This window comes from Vibrio sp. sp1 (assembly GCF_016920955.1).
GTDB classification, from domain to species: Bacteria; Pseudomonadota; Gammaproteobacteria; order Enterobacterales; family Vibrionaceae; genus Vibrio; species Vibrio alginolyticus.
The window spans coordinates 1,288,379-1,305,135 of sequence record NZ_CP060590.1 but is presented as its reverse complement, the minus strand read 5'-3'; the positions used below and the strand labels follow the sequence as shown (position 1 = coordinate 1,305,135).

17 protein-coding genes are annotated in these 16,757 nt (G+C 43.3%); 10 read left to right on the top strand and 7 right to left on the bottom strand.

Annotated features, from left to right (window positions below; all coding sequences use genetic code 11):
* Window positions 1-470: 470 nt before the first annotated feature.
* Window positions 471-1,490, top strand: coding sequence for a TerC/Alx family metal homeostasis membrane protein (locus H9L11_RS21255; RefSeq protein WP_031781325.1), 1,020 nt, complete (start codon window positions 471-473; stop codon window positions 1,488-1,490).
* A 279-nt stretch (window positions 1,491-1,769) separates the two neighbouring features.
* Window positions 1,770-1,961, top strand: coding sequence for a hypothetical protein (locus H9L11_RS21250; RefSeq protein ID WP_005376351.1), 192 nt, complete (start codon window positions 1,770-1,772; stop codon window positions 1,959-1,961).
* Between the two features lie 185 nt (window positions 1,962-2,146).
* On the opposite strand, the gene H9L11_RS21245 is transcribed toward H9L11_RS21250, so the two are convergent.
* The 4 genes from H9L11_RS21245 to H9L11_RS21230 form a co-directional block, all read right to left on the bottom strand.
* Complete coding sequence (locus H9L11_RS21245; protein WP_005376350.1) at window positions 2,147-2,704, bottom strand: alkylphosphonate utilization protein; 558 nt, start codon at window positions 2,702-2,704, stop codon at window positions 2,147-2,149.
* 289 nt (window positions 2,705-2,993) lie between these two features.
* On the bottom strand, window positions 2,994-3,203 hold the full coding sequence (locus H9L11_RS21240; RefSeq protein WP_005376349.1) for a YgdI/YgdR family lipoprotein: 210 nt from the start codon (window positions 3,201-3,203) through the stop codon (window positions 2,994-2,996).
* A gap of 136 nt (window positions 3,204-3,339) precedes the next feature.
* Window positions 3,340-5,748 (bottom strand): VolA/Pla-1 family phospholipase, encoded by a 2,409-nt coding sequence (locus H9L11_RS21235; RefSeq protein ID WP_205391181.1) that lies wholly within the window; start codon window positions 5,746-5,748, stop codon window positions 3,340-3,342.
* 20 nt (window positions 5,749-5,768) lie between these two features.
* Window positions 5,769-7,004 carry an outer membrane protein transport protein gene (locus H9L11_RS21230; protein WP_005376347.1) on the bottom strand — a complete coding sequence of 412 codons (1,236 nt, stop codon included), beginning with the start codon at window positions 7,002-7,004 and terminating at the stop codon, window positions 5,769-5,771.
* 422 nt (window positions 7,005-7,426) lie between these two features.
* Here H9L11_RS21230 and H9L11_RS21225 point away from each other — a divergent pair, with 422 nt between their 5' ends.
* A complete protein-coding gene (locus H9L11_RS21225) occupies window positions 7,427-8,455 on the top strand; it encodes a site-2 protease family protein (protein WP_021035977.1) in 1,029 nt (342 codons plus the stop codon).
* A 75-nt stretch (window positions 8,456-8,530) separates the two neighbouring features.
* Here the strand turns inward: H9L11_RS21225 and H9L11_RS21220 are convergent, their stop codons facing one another.
* Window positions 8,531-9,319, bottom strand: a complete 789-nt coding sequence (locus H9L11_RS21220) for a M48 family metallopeptidase (protein ID WP_017634168.1) — start codon at window positions 9,317-9,319, stop codon at window positions 8,531-8,533.
* 201 nt (window positions 9,320-9,520) lie between these two features.
* Here H9L11_RS21220 and H9L11_RS21215 point away from each other — a divergent pair, with 201 nt between their 5' ends.
* From H9L11_RS21215 to cutA, 5 genes are all read left to right on the top strand, one after another.
* Complete coding sequence (locus H9L11_RS21215; protein WP_005376340.1) at window positions 9,521-9,955, top strand: hotdog fold thioesterase; 435 nt, start codon at window positions 9,521-9,523, stop codon at window positions 9,953-9,955.
* A 6-nt stretch (window positions 9,956-9,961) separates the two neighbouring features.
* Window positions 9,962-10,195, top strand: coding sequence for a DUF3389 domain-containing protein (locus H9L11_RS21210; RefSeq protein WP_005376338.1), 234 nt, complete (start codon window positions 9,962-9,964; stop codon window positions 10,193-10,195).
* Window positions 10,196-10,274: 79 nt separating this feature from the next.
* Complete coding sequence (locus H9L11_RS21205; RefSeq protein ID WP_033907082.1) at window positions 10,275-11,984, top strand: SgrR family transcriptional regulator; 1,710 nt, start codon at window positions 10,275-10,277, stop codon at window positions 11,982-11,984.
* Entirely contained in the window at window positions 11,968-12,219 is a 252-nt protein-coding gene (locus H9L11_RS21200; RefSeq protein WP_005376334.1) for a hypothetical protein, read from the top strand. The genes H9L11_RS21205 and H9L11_RS21200 overlap by 17 nt, the downstream gene beginning before the upstream one ends.
* 14 nt (window positions 12,220-12,233) lie before the next feature.
* Window positions 12,234-12,566 carry a divalent-cation tolerance protein CutA gene (gene cutA, locus H9L11_RS21195; RefSeq protein ID WP_005376332.1) on the top strand — a complete coding sequence of 111 codons (333 nt, stop codon included), beginning with the start codon at window positions 12,234-12,236 and terminating at the stop codon, window positions 12,564-12,566.
* On the opposite strand, the gene H9L11_RS21190 is transcribed toward cutA, so the two are convergent.
* Entirely contained in the window at window positions 12,528-13,124 is a 597-nt protein-coding gene (locus H9L11_RS21190) for a DUF2238 domain-containing protein (RefSeq protein WP_005376330.1), read from the bottom strand. The two genes, cutA and H9L11_RS21190, sit on opposite strands and share 39 nt — an antisense overlap.
* A gap of 242 nt (window positions 13,125-13,366) precedes the next feature.
* Between H9L11_RS21190 and H9L11_RS21185 the strand changes: the two genes are divergently transcribed.
* Both H9L11_RS21185 and H9L11_RS21180 read left to right on the top strand, forming a co-directional pair.
* Complete coding sequence (locus tag H9L11_RS21185) at window positions 13,367-14,206, top strand: isopenicillin N synthase family oxygenase (protein WP_205391180.1); 840 nt, start codon at window positions 13,367-13,369, stop codon at window positions 14,204-14,206.
* A gap of 128 nt (window positions 14,207-14,334) precedes the next feature.
* Window positions 14,335-14,955 carry a DNA-J related domain-containing protein gene (locus H9L11_RS21180; RefSeq protein WP_005376328.1) on the top strand — a complete coding sequence of 207 codons (621 nt, stop codon included), beginning with the start codon at window positions 14,335-14,337 and terminating at the stop codon, window positions 14,953-14,955.
* 79 nt (window positions 14,956-15,034) lie between these two features.
* Here H9L11_RS21180 and H9L11_RS21175 read toward each other — a convergent pair whose 3' ends face one another.
* Window positions 15,035-16,690 (bottom strand): ABC-ATPase domain-containing protein, encoded by a 1,656-nt coding sequence (locus H9L11_RS21175; protein ID WP_017821933.1) that lies wholly within the window; start codon window positions 16,688-16,690, stop codon window positions 15,035-15,037.
* Between the last annotated feature and the right edge of the window lie 67 nt (window positions 16,691-16,757).

Below are 16,757 nucleotides of genomic sequence, written 5' to 3'. Positions count from 1 at the left end.
TTGAATTGCTAAGAATGTGGATGCTACAAAAGGGAGCAGTAATGCTCCTTTTTTGTATCTATCTTCCCCTTTAGGCCTCTAACCAATGAAGAGTTTGTCTTGAGCCATTTGCTGCTTTTTGTCTGTTTACTATAGTTGCGGTGGTTGAATCCATTTCTTTCTTTTTTATAGTGCTTCCTGATTTTTGATAAGAATTTTATTTCGATAAGACAAGGTTTTTTTGTTGGAAAGCCTGACGCTCGGCGTTATTATGTCGACGTTTGGGGAGTAGTTAGCGCAAGTTTACTTATCGTCATCTCGTTAAGCATCAGCTTATCCGGTAAGTAAAGGTGTTACGTGGTTTATTCACATCAACACTTCAACGAGACCAACGCATTCATTGACTAGCAGCACATAATCGTTATGTGGCTGTTGGTTGTTATTGTATGCGGAAGGTCACCAAACGAAGTCCTTCCGCCATGGGAGGAAATATGTCTCTTATCGAAAATACCACCCAATTGAGCCAATCGGTGCCTCTTCAAGAATCATTAGCGATGTATGGTGCTTTTGGTTTATTTACCCTTGTTCTTGTTACGCTTGATATCTATCAAACACGTGGTGGCGCTATCACGATGAAAAAAGCCATCGTTTGGAGTGTTTTTTGGTTCTTGCTTGCCTTTGTTTTTGCAGGTTCTATTTATTTATTCTGGGACTTTTACGCGCCACATAGCGCTTATACGAACGACAAAGCAACGATTTCATTCTTAACTGGTTACTTACTAGAGAAGTCGTTAAGCGTTGATAACTTGTTTGTGTTTGCCATCATCTTTGCACAATACAGTGTGCCGGAGCATTTGCGTCCGAGAGCATTGCTTTGGGGGGTGATAGGTGCGCTAGTTTTACGTGCTGTCATGATTGCGGTTGGTGCTCAGTTACTTGCACAGTATCACTGGGTATTGTACTTATTTGCTGCTTTCCTTATTTGGACAGGTGTTAAGCTAGCTCGCGACAAAGGCGAAGCAGAAGAAGTTAATCCATATCCGGAGCAGTTGATTCGAAAGGTATTGCCAGTTACAGATGACTACCAAGGAAATCACTTAATCTTAAAGCAAGCTGGTAAGTGGGTGGCAACACCGATGCTGATCGTTGTTGGTGTCATTGCAGTAATGGACGTTATGTTTGCGTTGGATTCTATACCAGCTATATTCGCGGTAACGCGAGAGCCATTTTTAGTCTTAGCCGCGAACGTATTTGCATTATTGGGTTTGCGATCGCTGTACTTTGTTCTTCAAGCAATGTTAGACAAGTTTGTATACTTAAAACCAGCATTATCAGTAATCATGATGTTTATCGGGGTAAAAATGCTATTGGTTGGAACAGAATATGAGATTCCGACAGCATGGTCTCTCACATTTTTAGTTGTTGTGATGACATCGGCAGTGGTGGCATCACTCCTAAAAAATAAAGCGAAGCGTCAAACTAGCGTTAATATTACTAATCAAAAAATATAAAGTAAGCACTAAAATCAAAAGAAGTAACGAAAAATATTGTTAAATATATGTTGTTGATTAAGGGGCGATTATGCAGGTAATGTTCAGTTATTCAATGTAATTACAGCAATTGTGATTATTTATGCCGTTATTATTCATTTGTATTTTTGAGTTTTGTAATGAGTTTGTTTTATTAGAAATTCTAATTTGAATGGGTAAAATTTGTCATTTCTTAAACAATAAGAAACTGACTAATATACAACCAACTAAACAGACTACTGCTTTTAAAGAGAGGCAATCATGGCACAAGCAATGCAAATGACAAATGTAGCTTTACCAACCTCTATGGATAAGAAAACCTACGCGGTTAACTTCAAAGGACTGATTGCTCACTTACTGGACATTCTATTTGTAGATAACACTGCGCCACGCAGTTACTACGCAGAAGACTTGTCAGCACATATTCAAAAAGACATCGGTATGTACCGTTAATATTGAAATAGTGTAAGAAATACCGGCCTATGAGCCGGTATTTTTTTATTTGTAAAACATGCCTACTCAACCTACGCCCTAGAAAAGAAACACTCTAGAGGAGGTAGACATGATAGTAGATTAAGTGTTGTATAGAAAAACGGGGCACCATTGGTGCCCCGTTTTGACATGACTGAAGTGCGATATTACTTCTTGCGGCAGTATTCTGCGATCACGTACATCGACTGACCACCATTTGCCTTACCCGAAACTAGCTTTGGATCATCGCCAAGGCTAATACCACGAATCACTGTACCTTGTTTGATTACTTGGTTAGTGCCTTTTACTGGTAGGTCTTTAATTACTGTTACATCGTCACCTTTCTTAAGTTCAGTGCCGTTACAGTCAACCGTTTTATCGTCAGCAGACATCCCTTTCATTGCCCAGTTCATTTGCTCTTCTTCCATGTACATCATGTCAAGAGCATCTTGAGCCCAGCTTTCTGTGTTTAGGCGAGTGAGTTGGCGCCATGCGGTCACTTGTACAGCAGGAACCTGGCTCCACATGCTTTCGTTTAGACAACGCCAGTGGTTAATGTCTTTTGGCTCATCGATCTCACCCAGACACTTATCACAAACCATGATGGCAGTATCAACCGTCACATTACCGTGAGGTGGGACAGCGTATGCAGTTAGTTGAGATTCAGAAGAACACAGTTCACATTTTGACTCGCAGCGCGCAAGCAGAGTAGCTTCAATAGACATAAGGACTCACCTTAGTAATGTTATTTTGTGGCGGTATTATCCACTTTATCCTGAGAAATAAAAGGGTGTTAGCGAATTAAAGATTAGATTTTACAATACTCCAACCTGATTAAGGTGAAGATGTAAAATATTCGCTAAATAAATAATACGGAAGTATAAAAGACACTATTAATTGTTTTGGTTTATGAATTGGTTGTGTCAATTTCTACAACGATTACAAACCTAAAAGAGGTAAATGTAGAGAGAGGGTGGCTAGAACATAGCCCTCTAATTTACAGAGGGCCTGTCGTTAACGTTCGACAATCTGGACAATTTGCTCTTTTGAAATACTCATTTCTTTACCATCCATGTCTTCATACTCGTACATACCCGTTTCCTCGTTCAGGTCTGGTTTACCGTAAGAGGTAATAATTTTCCCTTCATTTGTCGACATCAGATATTGGCTACTTCCGCATGCAGCAAGAAGTAATACAGTGGCAATAACAGTCAATACGCGCATAGAGTTTTCCTTTTGAACAAGTGAGTTAGGCAAAGACATCGTTTTAACTATAGCAGAGGAAATATGAGTGGGTTTGAATACAATTGAAATGAAAAAGCCCAGTAGAAACTGGGCTTTGGTAGGAAGGGCGTTGCGATTACTTCAAAACAGAAGTGTTAGTGACACCTGTTAGTGCGTCATCCATTAAGAAGTCAGTGTTTTCCATCTGCATCTCTACATGATGATCAATATCAGACAGAGTGCCATTTGGCGAAGCAAAAGTACTGTGCGATGCAGTAGCATTAAACTGTACAAAGCTCGCAGTTGCATTCACAGTAGTGTCCGTACTGTTCACAGTCTTCAACCCTAGCTTATTAGCAAGCGGTTCAGTACCCGCGAATGGTGCATTTGGAACGCTGTTTGGTACTGTGCTATCGCCATCCACTTCTGTCATAAAGAATGGTGTCGTTAGCGAACCAGATGCCACTAAATCTGAAGCGTTTGTGAACGGATCGACAGTGTCTAGTGTAGTCTGTGCTGCATAGATAAATTGTGAGAAACCTGCTTCTAGCGCTGCTACTTGAGCTTCCGTTGCCGCAGCCTCAAATGCTTCGTAACATGTTTTATCTTCTAGATCCGCACATGATGCATCAGCGTAATTCGCATAGTCTTTTGATGCTGCATAAGCGAGGTTATGTTTGATCTGAGGGCCGTAATTGTCTGAACCCAGTAACAAATTACCAATTTGTCCACCAGAGTTCTGTACTGATGCAGAACTAAAGGTGTACAGCGCATCCGCAGTAGGGCTGCCCAATGTATTGTTTGCTGCTGCGACGGCGGATGTAGCTACAATACCGCCAAGTGAATGACCTAGCATTTTGACTTTTGAACCCGTCATTGGGTTGAAGCCTTGCAGAGGACCTCCAGCTAAAAGACCGCCTTGAGCAGATACTACCAAGCTAGCGCGCAAACCTAACACATCCAGAACACTTTGACGTAGGTTGTCACGCGCAACGGCTAAGTTGGAAAGATTTAGATAAGCCAGTACATTCGCATTTGCGGAACGTTGTTCATCTAAGCTGCGCGTACCATGAATAGGTAAGTCAATAGCGATAACTGCCACACCTGCTTTTACCATATTGAACGCGAACGCGTACGCATTCTCTTTCGCTGAGGTGATGCCGTGTTGATAAATCACAACGTCTGTCGCGACGCCAGATTTAGGTGTGAAGACCAGTACTTCGACATCTTCAACCGATTTCACTACGGGAACAGGCGAGTAGCGAGTAATGATACGCTCACTATCAAGCTGGGTACCATCGGTAAGAGTAAGCTTAGCTCCAACAAGTTTTAGCTGCTCTGTAGGATCTGTAGCAAGCTTTGTCACATCAACAGGATCATTTGCAAAAACGCCTGTTGATAGCTGCTGAACCATGTTTGCTTGCTCGTTCGGATCCGCTAATGCTGCGCTTAGCTTCGCTAGGCTTGGCATCGCAGATACCATTGGTTGCATGTTCCAGCTTGCGCCTTGTTCCAAGTAATGAGGCAGTCTTACCACACCTTGTGTCACGCTTACATCGGCACCTGATTGCATGTAAAGGCCTTTAATTGCCGTTTTAGCTGCGTCTAGATCGCTAATGTATTTACTAAAGTCATCGTCAGAGTCTAGCGCAGTGCTAAAGTCTTGGGTTTCACCGAGCGTTATTGTGTAGGCCGTTGATAAGTCTACTGAACCTTCGTTTGAGTCATTTTTGTAAACGGTATTTAGTGTGTTTGCGCCAGTAGAAAAACCAGTAGCGGTTACTCCTTTGACTGCCGCTAACGTATCACCTACAGACTGGGTACTGAACCATGAGGAGTAAACGATGTCGTTAGGATTAACTTGAGCTAGACCAAAAATGCCTTCAACCGCCTGAGTGACTGCTTGAACAGAAGCAAGGTCGCCAGTTTCATAAACGATTTCTTTCGATTTACCTGTCGCATAACTGGCTGATGTACCAATTGGCTCACCATTCACGTCAGTAACATCTTGTGTAACCGCAAAAATGTACTCGCTTGACTCATCAAGTGCAGCCAAGAACTGGATGTATAGAGAGCTACCTTTTGCTTGAACTACGTAGTCCTGATTCTGAACGAGTACCTCTTCGATTGGGTTAGATTTACCGTCCCACTCGGTTAAGCGTTGGTTAATCTTGATGACTTTAACACCAGACGACAGCATGCCCGTTGCAAAACCGTCGCCGTTGAAGTTAAGAACGATTGGCATAGACGTTGACCATCCATCCATCGTGTTCATTGAGGCTCTAGGGTTGGTTAAAGCATCATCGCCATCAGTTGGCAGACCAAGCGTACCATCGCTTGAGTCCATTAATAAGTAAGACGGTGCCGGTACATCTGCGTTCGCTCCTTGAAGCGTAAAACTGATGGATGTTTCGCGATCAAGCAATGCTTGGACTTCATCTTCAAATTGAACTTTGTCGGAAGTACCAGAACTGGAGGTATCATCACCACAACCAGCAAGAAGGATTGCAGAACAAAGCATTGATAATTTAAACGTGTGTTTCATTGGTTTACTCCGTAATCCCATTATTTGAAGGTGTAGTTCATCTGTACCGCGCTGATGTAAGCAGTACCTTCTGAGTCAAACTTAATCTCTTCACCCAGAGCATTTGTCTCAGTGAAAGAGCCTGATTTACTCTTAACAAGTGCAAAGCCTGCATCGAAAGTTAAATTCTCACTCATTGCGTAAGTTAGGCCCGCGCTGTACCAAAAACGGTCACTGTCAGGAATACTCAATGTCGCTTCACCTGCTTGTTCGTCGTACGCAAAGCCTGCACGGAATGTCCAGTCTGTATTAAGTATGTAAGTTGCACCAATGGAGTAGCGATTGTTGTCTTCATATTTCTCAGGTTTAAAGAAACATACTCCGTCATTACATTCGTTACTGGTCGCTTTTAGTTCTTTAAATGTGCTCCAGTCGGTTTGTTGCCAGCCGTAATGTACAGCCCATTGTTCATTCAGTTGATGGAAAGCCGATAATTCGATAATTGAAGGGAGAGAGATTTTTAAACGGCCATCAACTTTTGGTGATGAAGCTCGACCAGAGTCGTAACTACTAAACTCACCGTCATCAAAATCTAGATCAACCTTAGAGCGGTAGCCAAAGCCAAAACGGTTGTTTTCATTTAGCTCAAATAAAGCGCCGACATTCCAACCCCAAGCGAAAGTTTCACCTTCCATGCCGACAAGGTTATCGGACTTATTACCACCTAAAATACCGGCGAGTGCGCCTTTGTGGCGAGTCAGCTCTGCTTCAGCGTATACGAGGTTGATACCACCACCGACACTGAAAGACTCGTTGATACGGTAAGCGACATTAGGGTTGATGTTTACTGAAAGTAGGGAAGTGTCACCCGCCATATCACCTGCGGAAATATCATTTGGATAGTCAGTAGCAACACCGTATGTTGTGAACATACCGATACCCCAAGCCCAGTTATCATTGATAGGGCTGATGTAATAACCTGCTGGCACGATCTGTAAAGGGGCGACATCTTTCGCGTGTTCATTGTTTACAGTGTCGTACACATCGACTTCAGGGTCGATGATAGATAACGCGCCCGAAAATTGAGCTTCTTTGAAAAGTGTCATTGCTGCAGGGTTACGAGCAAGGACGCTGGCATTATCTGCGACAGCCCCTTCACCTGAAAATGCTCGACCAAGACCAGATGCCGAATGTTCAGCTACCTGGAAGCCCGCTGAGTGGGCATTACACGCAAACAATATTGAAATTGTAAGCAGAGAGCAGTGCTTCTTGTTCATCCTTGACCCTCCTAGGGTGTCATAATGCTGGACCGAAGTCCTTGTAATTGTTGTGTGGTACTTACACCAATTGTTAATACGCGAAATACAACGGTGATGTAAATGCAATGTTAATTGTATGTTTAATAACTTGTCAAAGTTTGAGCGTATTTTGCGTTTTAAATATGATGCATAGGTCAAACGATGGCTTGTAAGGGCATGTATTATCGTTATATTTTTGAAGAGAATGGTACGACCAGAATTGTTTTACGAGCTTTATAGTTAAATAACGATCAAATCAAGAGATAGCTCGCTTTGCTGTTTCTTCACTTCACAGGCATAATTCGCGCTCGCTATGTAGTTATTCAATAGACGCAATAGGAACCGCATTGGAATTACTGAATGTTGAATTTTTAGGTCGTTCGCTAAGGCTCGAAGGATCGATGGCTGGGTGGCAGCAGTTATATTGGGATAATACGTTGGTGTCTCAAATCGATGCCAGTGACAATACCGCAGAGACTTGTCTACACCAGTTTAAGCTCTCTGCGGGTGAGGAAATCCTGAACTGTCATTTAGAGTGTTCTTTAACATGGCAACCGTTTGAATTGAGTTACAAGGTCACAATTAACGGTGAGCTCGTCAACGAAGGTTGTCGAAATGAAAAAGACATCGAGCGCCAAGTGCCAGAAGTTACGCCACCATCCGAAAAGCGTTTAAGTGTAATAGGCCTCGTATCTCTTGGGATGAAAGCACTTAAAAGTGCGAAAGTTATTAAAGTGGCGTTAGCGTCAGCAAGTCTCGCTGCATATTCTTGGCTATTTTCCATCGAGTTCGCGCTAGCGTTGATCGCTTGCTTGGTTTTTCATGAATATGGTCACATTAGAGCGATGAAGTATTTTGGAATGAAGACCAAAGGGATCTATTTGATTCCATTCCTAGGTGGTTTGGCGCTAAGTGACGAAAAGATAAACACGCGCTGGCAGGATGTGGTTATCTCAATCATGGGACCATTTTTCGGTTTAGTACTTAGTATAGTTTTTACTTTGCTTTATTGGATGACTGGTGAGGTGATCTTCGCTGGGCTTGCTGTGTTTAACGCCTTGCTAAACCTATTTAATCTGCTGCCTATTTTACCATTAGATGGTGGCCATGTGCTCAAAAGTATTACCTTCTCAATGAATACTTGGGTCGGGTTAGTTGGCAGTATTGCGACCGCTTTATTAGGCATTTTTATCAGTTACTATTTCGGTCTGACGTTGCTAGGGTTTTTATTGTTAATGGGAATGTTGGAAGTGGTGATGGAATGGAGAGCTCGACATCAAAGCCATTTATTGCCATTAACCCGTTATGGGCAACTATTTTCACTTGCTTGGTACTTGGTCTCTGTCGGAGGTTTTGTTTCTATCATCTGGTATTTTGCCACTCTCGGAGATAGTTTGTTAAGTTTGCCGCTACAGATATTGGGCACTTGATTAGAATCATTAAAAAGCTCCCTAGGGAGCTTTTTTATTTGGCAAGCTTAAGTAGTAGACGATAGTAGCAATGAATTAGCCACATCTTGGTGCTTTCGCGTTATACGCAGGCAGCTTATTTATGGTTGCTTGTAAATCTTTAATGCGCGTACTGTGCGATGGGTGGGTTGAGAAGAATTCAGGTGGTTGAGAACCACCTGATGCAGCACTCATATTTTTCCATAAATCGACACTTTGACGTGGGTCGAAACCTGCTTTTGCCATGAATTCCAGCCCGACAATATCAGCCTCGGATTCCTGAGTACGACCGTATGGCAAGATAACACCGTATTGAACACCGACACCAAGTGCCGCCATCGTCATTTGTTGATACTGTTTGTACTCGGAAGCTCCAATGGCAACGTTTGCTAGAGACAACCCGGCATTTGCTAACTGACTTTGTGAAAGACGTTCATTACTGTGGTCAGCGAGGACGTGAGCGACTTCGTGACCAATAACTGTTGCCAACTGATCTTGGTTTTTCGCGACATCTAAAAGCCCGGTATACACGCCGATCTTCCCACCTGGTAGAGCAAACGCATTGACTTGTTCACTATCAAAAACAACGACTTCCCAGTCTTTAAATCCAGATTGAGCGGGAATGGTGTCAGTGATGTGTTTGGCAACGCATTGAACGTAGGCATTCGTTTTGCGATCTTTGCTGATTGGGATATCTTTCTTCATTTGTTCGAAAGATTTAGCGCCAAGCGATGACATTTCCTGATCTGAAAACATCAGGATCTGGTTGCGACCCGTCGGTGATGCGCTACACGCTGTTAAACCCGCGATAGTTAAAAGAGCAGAGGCTTTCATCCATACCTTCATAACAGGCTCCATTTAATTTTTTGTTTTGAAGCAATAGTATATACCCAAATAGTAACATGATGCATGGATCAAGTTATTCATCTGATTAATAAAGAAGGTGAGATGTTACGTCTTGAAGTTATGCCCAAGTAGCGTCTATGCTAGCTTCCTAGCACATCGTTACAACCTAACAAACCAGTTTGTGAAACTAAGAGTAAAACAATGAGTATATGGAAAAAGCCCGTAAGCATAGAGATTCTGAATGCCACGTCAAAAAATACCCTGATCGAGCACCTACAAATTAAATATACAGATTTCACTGACGACTCCCTTACAGCAACCATGCCCGTATGCAGCTTTACTCATCAACCTTTAGGAATGCTTCACGGTGGTGCATCAGTCGTGCTCGCAGAAACATTAGGCTCATTGGCTGCAAACTTCTCTGTCGATGAGGGCAGCTACTGCGTCGGTTTAGATATTAACGCGAACCATGTGCGAGCCATGCGAAGTGGTCATGTGATTGGTACGGCAAAACCGCTTCATCTGGGTATTTCAACGCAAGTGTGGCAAATCGATATCACTGATGAGCGAGGCCGTTTAGTGTGTACCAGTCGCTTGACCATCGCTGTGAAACAACACAAAACAAAGTCGGTATAAACTAAGATGGTGATTGAGTTTTCATTAGGAAAAATCATTGCAACCCAGCGTGAAATAGTGATTAAGCTCTCCGGTAGTGCAATGGTAACCTTGCAAGCGCAAACCGATGCAATTCAGTTGCTGGGTAGAGGAGCGAACGTTGTTTTATCTCATGGAGCAGAGTGCAAATGGTCTATCAAGCTGGACAACGAGGAACAACTGGCCGAACTTTCGCGAGAAATTGGTATCGATATTCAATAATTTATAGTGTGATGTTTGCACTTTTTGGTAAAAATGAGGAAACTTAGCTTATCGACAACAAGATAAGAATTTCCTCTTTATGAGTAGCCCTCGTTTACGTGTTCAGTTCGAAACACTGTTTGAAAAATTTTCCGGTCACGATACGGACGTTCAGCTCGAAGACATCACCGAAGCGTTGTTTTGTACACGTCGTAATGCTCGTATTGTTCTAAATAAACTTGAAGAAGAGGGCTGGATTGAGTGGCATCCGGCAGCGGGTCGAGGAAAACTTTCGAAACTCGTTTTTAAACGTAATCGAAGCGACGTCAGCGAAAACCTCGCCAGGCGTTATCTCGATGAAGGGAAAATCGGTCAGGCTCTAGATGCGCTTGATAACGATGCGGCACGATTAACGCAGGTTATCCAAGGTTATTTAGGGCTTCAGCATCGACAGGGCGAGCAGGTCGTGCGTTTGCCTTATTATCGACCATTGTCGATGTTAAACCCGCAGAAACCGATGCGGCGTTCTGAACAACACATCGCCAGACAAATTTTTAGCGGACTCACTCGCCTTGATGAAAATGAACAACTTCAACCAGATTTAGCCCACACGTGGGAAGCAATTTCTGATACACATTGGCGTTTTTATCTTCGTCGTGGAGTACGCTTTCATAACGGTGAACCGTTAACAACCAGTTGTGTTCTTGAAAGTGTGCTTGCGTTAAATAGCTTGAACTTGTTTTCTCACATAAAGCGGGTGTCTTCGCCACAAGAGTGGACCGTTGATATTGAGCTCATCCGTCCTGATCGCTACCTGCCTCTGGCTCTGAGTGAGTCGCAAGCAAAAATTTTGCTACCGAGTGCTTTGCGTTCTGAAAGCTTCGATAGACAACCGATAGGGACTGGGCCGTTCCAAGTTAAAATGAATGATGATAAGCGTCTTATTTTGACTGCTTTTGATGGCTACTTTGGTTTTCGCCCTTTACTTGACCAAGTGGAGGTGTGGGTAATCGATGAAGCCTATTCTTCAATGGTTTATCCAAGCCTGTCAAAGCCGAAGATGGATAAACAAGGTTCATCCGATGAAGTCGAGCTGGACCCTGGATGTACATTCCTATTACTAAACAAAAACACCGGGATTGCAAAAGATCCACGTTGGGCAGAGTTCCTCTCGCAAACCCTCAACAGTCACCAGATTTACGCGCATGTTCCACAAGATAAAGTGATGGAACTGGGAGTATTGCAAGCCTTTGGCCTTAAGCCCGGTTGGATTGATCTCAGGCCAGCGGAAGCGGGCAGCGTACCACAGGCTAATAAGGTAATTTCCGTAGCGTATCAGAAAAAGCATCCGATGTTTCCAGTAGTTGCCAAGGCCATCAAGACACTCTTAAAACCGCACGGTATAGAGGTTGAGTTTATTCGTTATGATTCTCAACCGCCCGCACCGGAGGAAGTGGATATCTGGGTGAAAGCTATGGGCATTGCAACGAACCGAAATGACGCGTTGGCGGGCTGGCTCCTGGATTACAGTGATATTGAGAAGTTCAGTTCAGGTTACGATTTTAGTGAATGGGCTAAACTTGTCGATCAATGGCGTGCCGGCATGCACACAGACTTTCCTGCGCGTGAGCTAGGACGACAATTAGTAAAAAGCTGTCAGGTGATTCCTATGTTTCACTGCTGGCTAGGCGTGAATAAAGACCACAGCGGTGCGTTACAAAATGCAAAGTGTAATGCCTTAGGTTGGTTTGATTTTAATAATGTATGGGTCAAACCGGATATAGAAAGTAACCATGGCGAAACCGAATAAAAAACAACCGACGAAAACCGTCGATATCTTTTGCTCTAAATGTAAAACTCAACTATTTAAGTACCGTAAAGGCGGGAAAGGCGCACTGGTTAAATGCTTCAAAGAGCGCATTGTTGACGATTTCACACAAACCCCATGTATTTGCCCCGCTTGCGGACAAGAGTTTGCAAGAGACACTTTAGTAAGAGGAACCCCCGCTTACAAAATGATTGGCGGCAAAGTGACGATGAAATAATAAAGGGCTAGAAAATGAGTATGAAACATGACTATTGCATGGTTTTAAGTACAACCAGTAATGAAAAAAATCGAGATCAGATCATTAAAGGTTTGCTAGATGCTCAATTAGCCGCGTGTATTCAAACGATGCCTATTGAAAGTCACTATGTGTGGAAAGGGGAGATTTGTACTGACAACGAATGGTTGCTGGTGATCAAAACTCGTCGAGAACTTTATGAATTGGTGGAAGAGAAAATAGAAAACCTGCACGAATACGAGGTAGCTCAAATCGTACAGGTTCCAATTGTTGATGGGTTTAACCCTTATTTAGAATGGTTGAGAGAATCGACGTTGAGCCGACATTAAGAATAACGACAACACTGCACCAACGGTATCGCACAACATATCTTTCTGGGCGTCCCATATGTCACCTTGCGAGCCCAGAAAGGCAATTCCCTCATCGCCACCAGCCAACTCCGCATACCACCATTCGATAATCTCATAGCCAGCAGCAAGTGACATGATAGCAAACAAAGCAAACCAGCAAGAGAACGCTTTGTTGAACCGTTTTTTGTTTATCAAGTATTCAGCGATCGGATATGCGTAAAGGCCAATTGAAAAGTGCGCAACGCGATCAAAATTATTTCGCTCTGAACCAATCATGTCGTTAAACCAGTCAAACGGCACTTCGGAGAACGTATATTTCGCACCGATAGTGTGCAAACAGAGCCAGATGAACATTAAAAAGTAAGCCGTATTACTGAACTGATAGCGAATCGAAATCGCCCAAATAGCAACAAGAATACCAATCGCCGGGATAATCTCCGCAAACCAAACTGCGCGTGAGTTAGGTTCCAACGCAGAAAATAAAAACACGATGGCATAAAAAATCGTTAATCCTAAGAGTGTCGAGGTGCTTTTCATAGAGTTACTTGATCCTTCAATTTATCTTACAGTGGGACTCCATAGATTGTGTTAATGATTGCACTTAATTGAACGCTGTGCAATTGATATTTTAATGGGTTTTTTGATCACTGAAAATGTTGATTTATTGGCAAACTGCTCAACATTAAAACGTTTGCGCGTGCAGTTTTCATTAAAGTTTGATTTACAACATGCCCATCCATAGAATCCATGATTCAGTCTAATAAAAAAGAAGTAAAGCCATGAAACTGGAAACTGTCGATTATCTTGCTGACGATGCTGCTCAACAGTTCGTTACCTCTCTACGCGAAACGGGGTTCGGTGTGTTGAAAAACCACCCGATTCCACAAGAGCTTGTAGAGTCAATTTACAAAAACTGGCATGAGTTTTTCTGTTCAGATCAAAAGAATGATTTTCACTTTAACGTAGACACCCAAGATGGCTATTTCCCACCCTCAGTGTCTGAAGTGGCGAAAGGGCACAAAGTGAAAGACATCAAAGAGTACTTTCATGTTTACCCTTGGGGGCAGATCCCAGAGCCGCTTAAAGCTGAAATCTTAGAGTACTACGAGCGTGCCAATGCATTTGCTCAAGAGCTATTAGGTTGGGTTGAAGCGTACGCACCTAAGGACGTTCAAGAGAAGTTCTCTATCGCGTTGTCAGAAATGATCAATAACAGCGACAAAACATTACTACGCGTGCTTCACTACCCACCGATGACAGGCGAAGAAGAGCCCGGCGCTATTCGCGCTGCTGCGCATGAAGACATTAACCTGTTAACGGTTTTGCCTGCTGCTAATGAACCTGGACTGCAAGTAAAGAGTAAAGAGGGTGATTGGATCGATGTACCATGTGACTTCGGGAACTTAATCATCAACATTGGTGATATGCTTCAAGAAGCGTCAGGTGGTTATTTCCCTTCAACGACTCACCGTGTAATCAACCCTACGGGTGGCCGTCAAGAAAAGTCACGTATCTCATTACCGTTGTTCCTGCATCCAAAGCCGGAAGTGGTGTTATCTGAGCGCTACACTGCACATAGCTACCTTATGGAACGTTTACGTGAGCTAGGGGTTATTTAACCTTTACGTGATCTCCTTACAAAGGCCGATGGTGAATGACTATCGGCCTTTTTGCATTTATGCTACAAAGTGGAAACTATGTTTTTTGTGCCGTGAATGGGGCCCTAAACTCGTGTCAGAGAGGATGAATGGAAGGACAACGTACTGTCAATAGTATTGAGCCTCATGCAATAGAAAATCCGCTGCTTTGGCCAATGTTAGAAATTCTGAGAAAACAGCCCTCTAATTGGAAAGTGCACACCTTGGCAAGCTCGTTGGGTGAACAAGGTTATATTTCAAAGCTGGACGACTCTCCCGATAAGGATTTATTCAAAAGAAATTTCCTGATCATGAATGCATTATATCAACTGCAAGACACTCTGTATCCGGATAGTTGGCTTCAAGTCGAAGCCATGGATATTCAGCTCATGTCTTCGATGGAAGCTTTGAGGCATAAGATCGATATTCATGATCCTTTGCGTGAGTATTACTTAGATTGGCGCAATTACGAAGCGGACGAAGATGAAGTGCGTCGACTGTTGAATGAATTTTGGACAACTTATCAAAAGTTCATCGGTGGTTCGTCAGTAGCCAGCGTAGATAAGACAAAGGCACTGTCACTATTTGAACTTAACACTGACGCTACGCCTGCGGAAATTAGAAAACAATGGCGAAAACTCGCGCTTCGTTGGCATCCTGATCGAGAAAATGGCGATGCAGAAAGATTTAGAGTTCTTTGTGAAGCGTGGAATGTACTGAGAAACGAATGATTCGCTAAGAATAAAGATAAAGGAAGGCAGCTAACTATAGCTGCCTTTTGATTGAACTGTCTCTGTCAGCGTATCAAAACTAGCATGATGACTTAAACTGAGATTTTCGCATGCGGTTGAGGGCAGCCATAACGTCTAGTGTGCGTGGTTTGGCTAAGTCGCCTTGTTTAGGAAGAGCGGCATGCCACTCACCAGACAGCATTTCTTCAATCTCCTTCGCCGGATGATTACACCAACCTGGAAGTTGAGCAATTTGGAACCATAACCAGCCAATTGTGTTGACTTCATCGGCTGACTCTATCTGTTCCAAAGCGCTAAGATCAGTAAACTCTTTACCAAATCGAAGTGACTCTTTGCCTTTCGCATTCACACGGAACTTGCCGTCAGTCAGAATATTCATCAACGCAACGCGGTTCAGTGCTCGAGGTGGGAAGGTCTGTAAACGTTCTTCTGACTCGTTATGGCGTTGAGTAGGGTGCTGAGCGATAACTTCTTTCGCTTTTTCAGTCACGTCAACGGCTTGGTAGTCGTGCATTTGAATGACGGTATCGGCAACGTCTAAGTAGTCGCCCGACCCACCCATAACGATAATGGTAGAGATATCAAGATCATCTCGTAATTGACCAATGCGGTCGACGAGAGGAGTAATTGGCTCATCACCTTTTGCCACCAATGCCTGCATACGCTCATCTCTAATCATGAAGTTGGTAGCAGAAGTATCTTCATCAATCAATAATGTGCTTGCACCCGCTTCAATAGACTCTTGAAGCCAAGCGGCTTGCGACGTTGAGCCTGATGCGTCTTGAGTAGAAAAGTCCGCCGTATCTTTACCCATCGGTAAATGGTTGATGTAGTTCGACAGGTTCAAGTGGTGTACGCATCGGCCATCTTCGGCACGAATCTTCATAGCCTTGTTATCGGCAACAATGTATTCGCGACCATCTCCTGGAATATGATCGTAAATTGAACGCTCTATTGCATTTAATAAGGTAGATTTGCCGTGGAAGCCGCCACCTACGATCAGTGTGATACCTTTTGGAATTCCTAATCCTGTGACATGGCCCTTGTTTGGCGCATGTAAAGTGACTTGTAGAGATTCAGGGGCTTTAAACTCAACGGCTTCTTTCATTGGAAGGTCGCAATTACCTGCAATTCGAGGAAGAATACTGCCGTTTGCGACAAACGCGACTAAGTTATTGGCCTCTAACTGTTCTCGTAGGGCATCTTGGTCTTCAACAACTTGGCAGTGCTTAATTAAAGCGGCTTTGTCGAGTTCACGCTCTAAAGTTGCTCGACGGATAAACTTAGGCAGGTGGAAAGTCAGTATGTTGTTGGCTTTTTTCCCCAATACTGAACGACCTTCGGCTGGTAAGTTAACTCGAAAACGCAGTTCAATACCTTCTTCAGTAAACAACACCGCGGTGCTATCCAGTACAGTTTGGCCTGTCAGTGAAATTGATACTGAGTTTTCTTGTTTAGCAAACTGTTCAAAACTACGCGCAATAAAATCACGTGCAGCTCTTTGAAATGCAGGAGACTCGTCTCTTAGCCACTCAAGACCAGTCAAAGACCATGCGCGAGTCGCACGAAAACGTGACGCCGATGCATAAGGGTCACCCTGTACATGATCGATAAACAAAGTGAAATCAGTGAAGTCGTATTGACCTTTGATTTGCTGATAAGCTCGGTAGTTCTGCTTTTCAATTTTCTTAAGCGTGGCAGTCAACTGATCCATGAAGATATTGGCCTTTTAATAGAAGCGGGCGGCGATTATAGAAACCACCGCCCTCATAGTAAAGAGA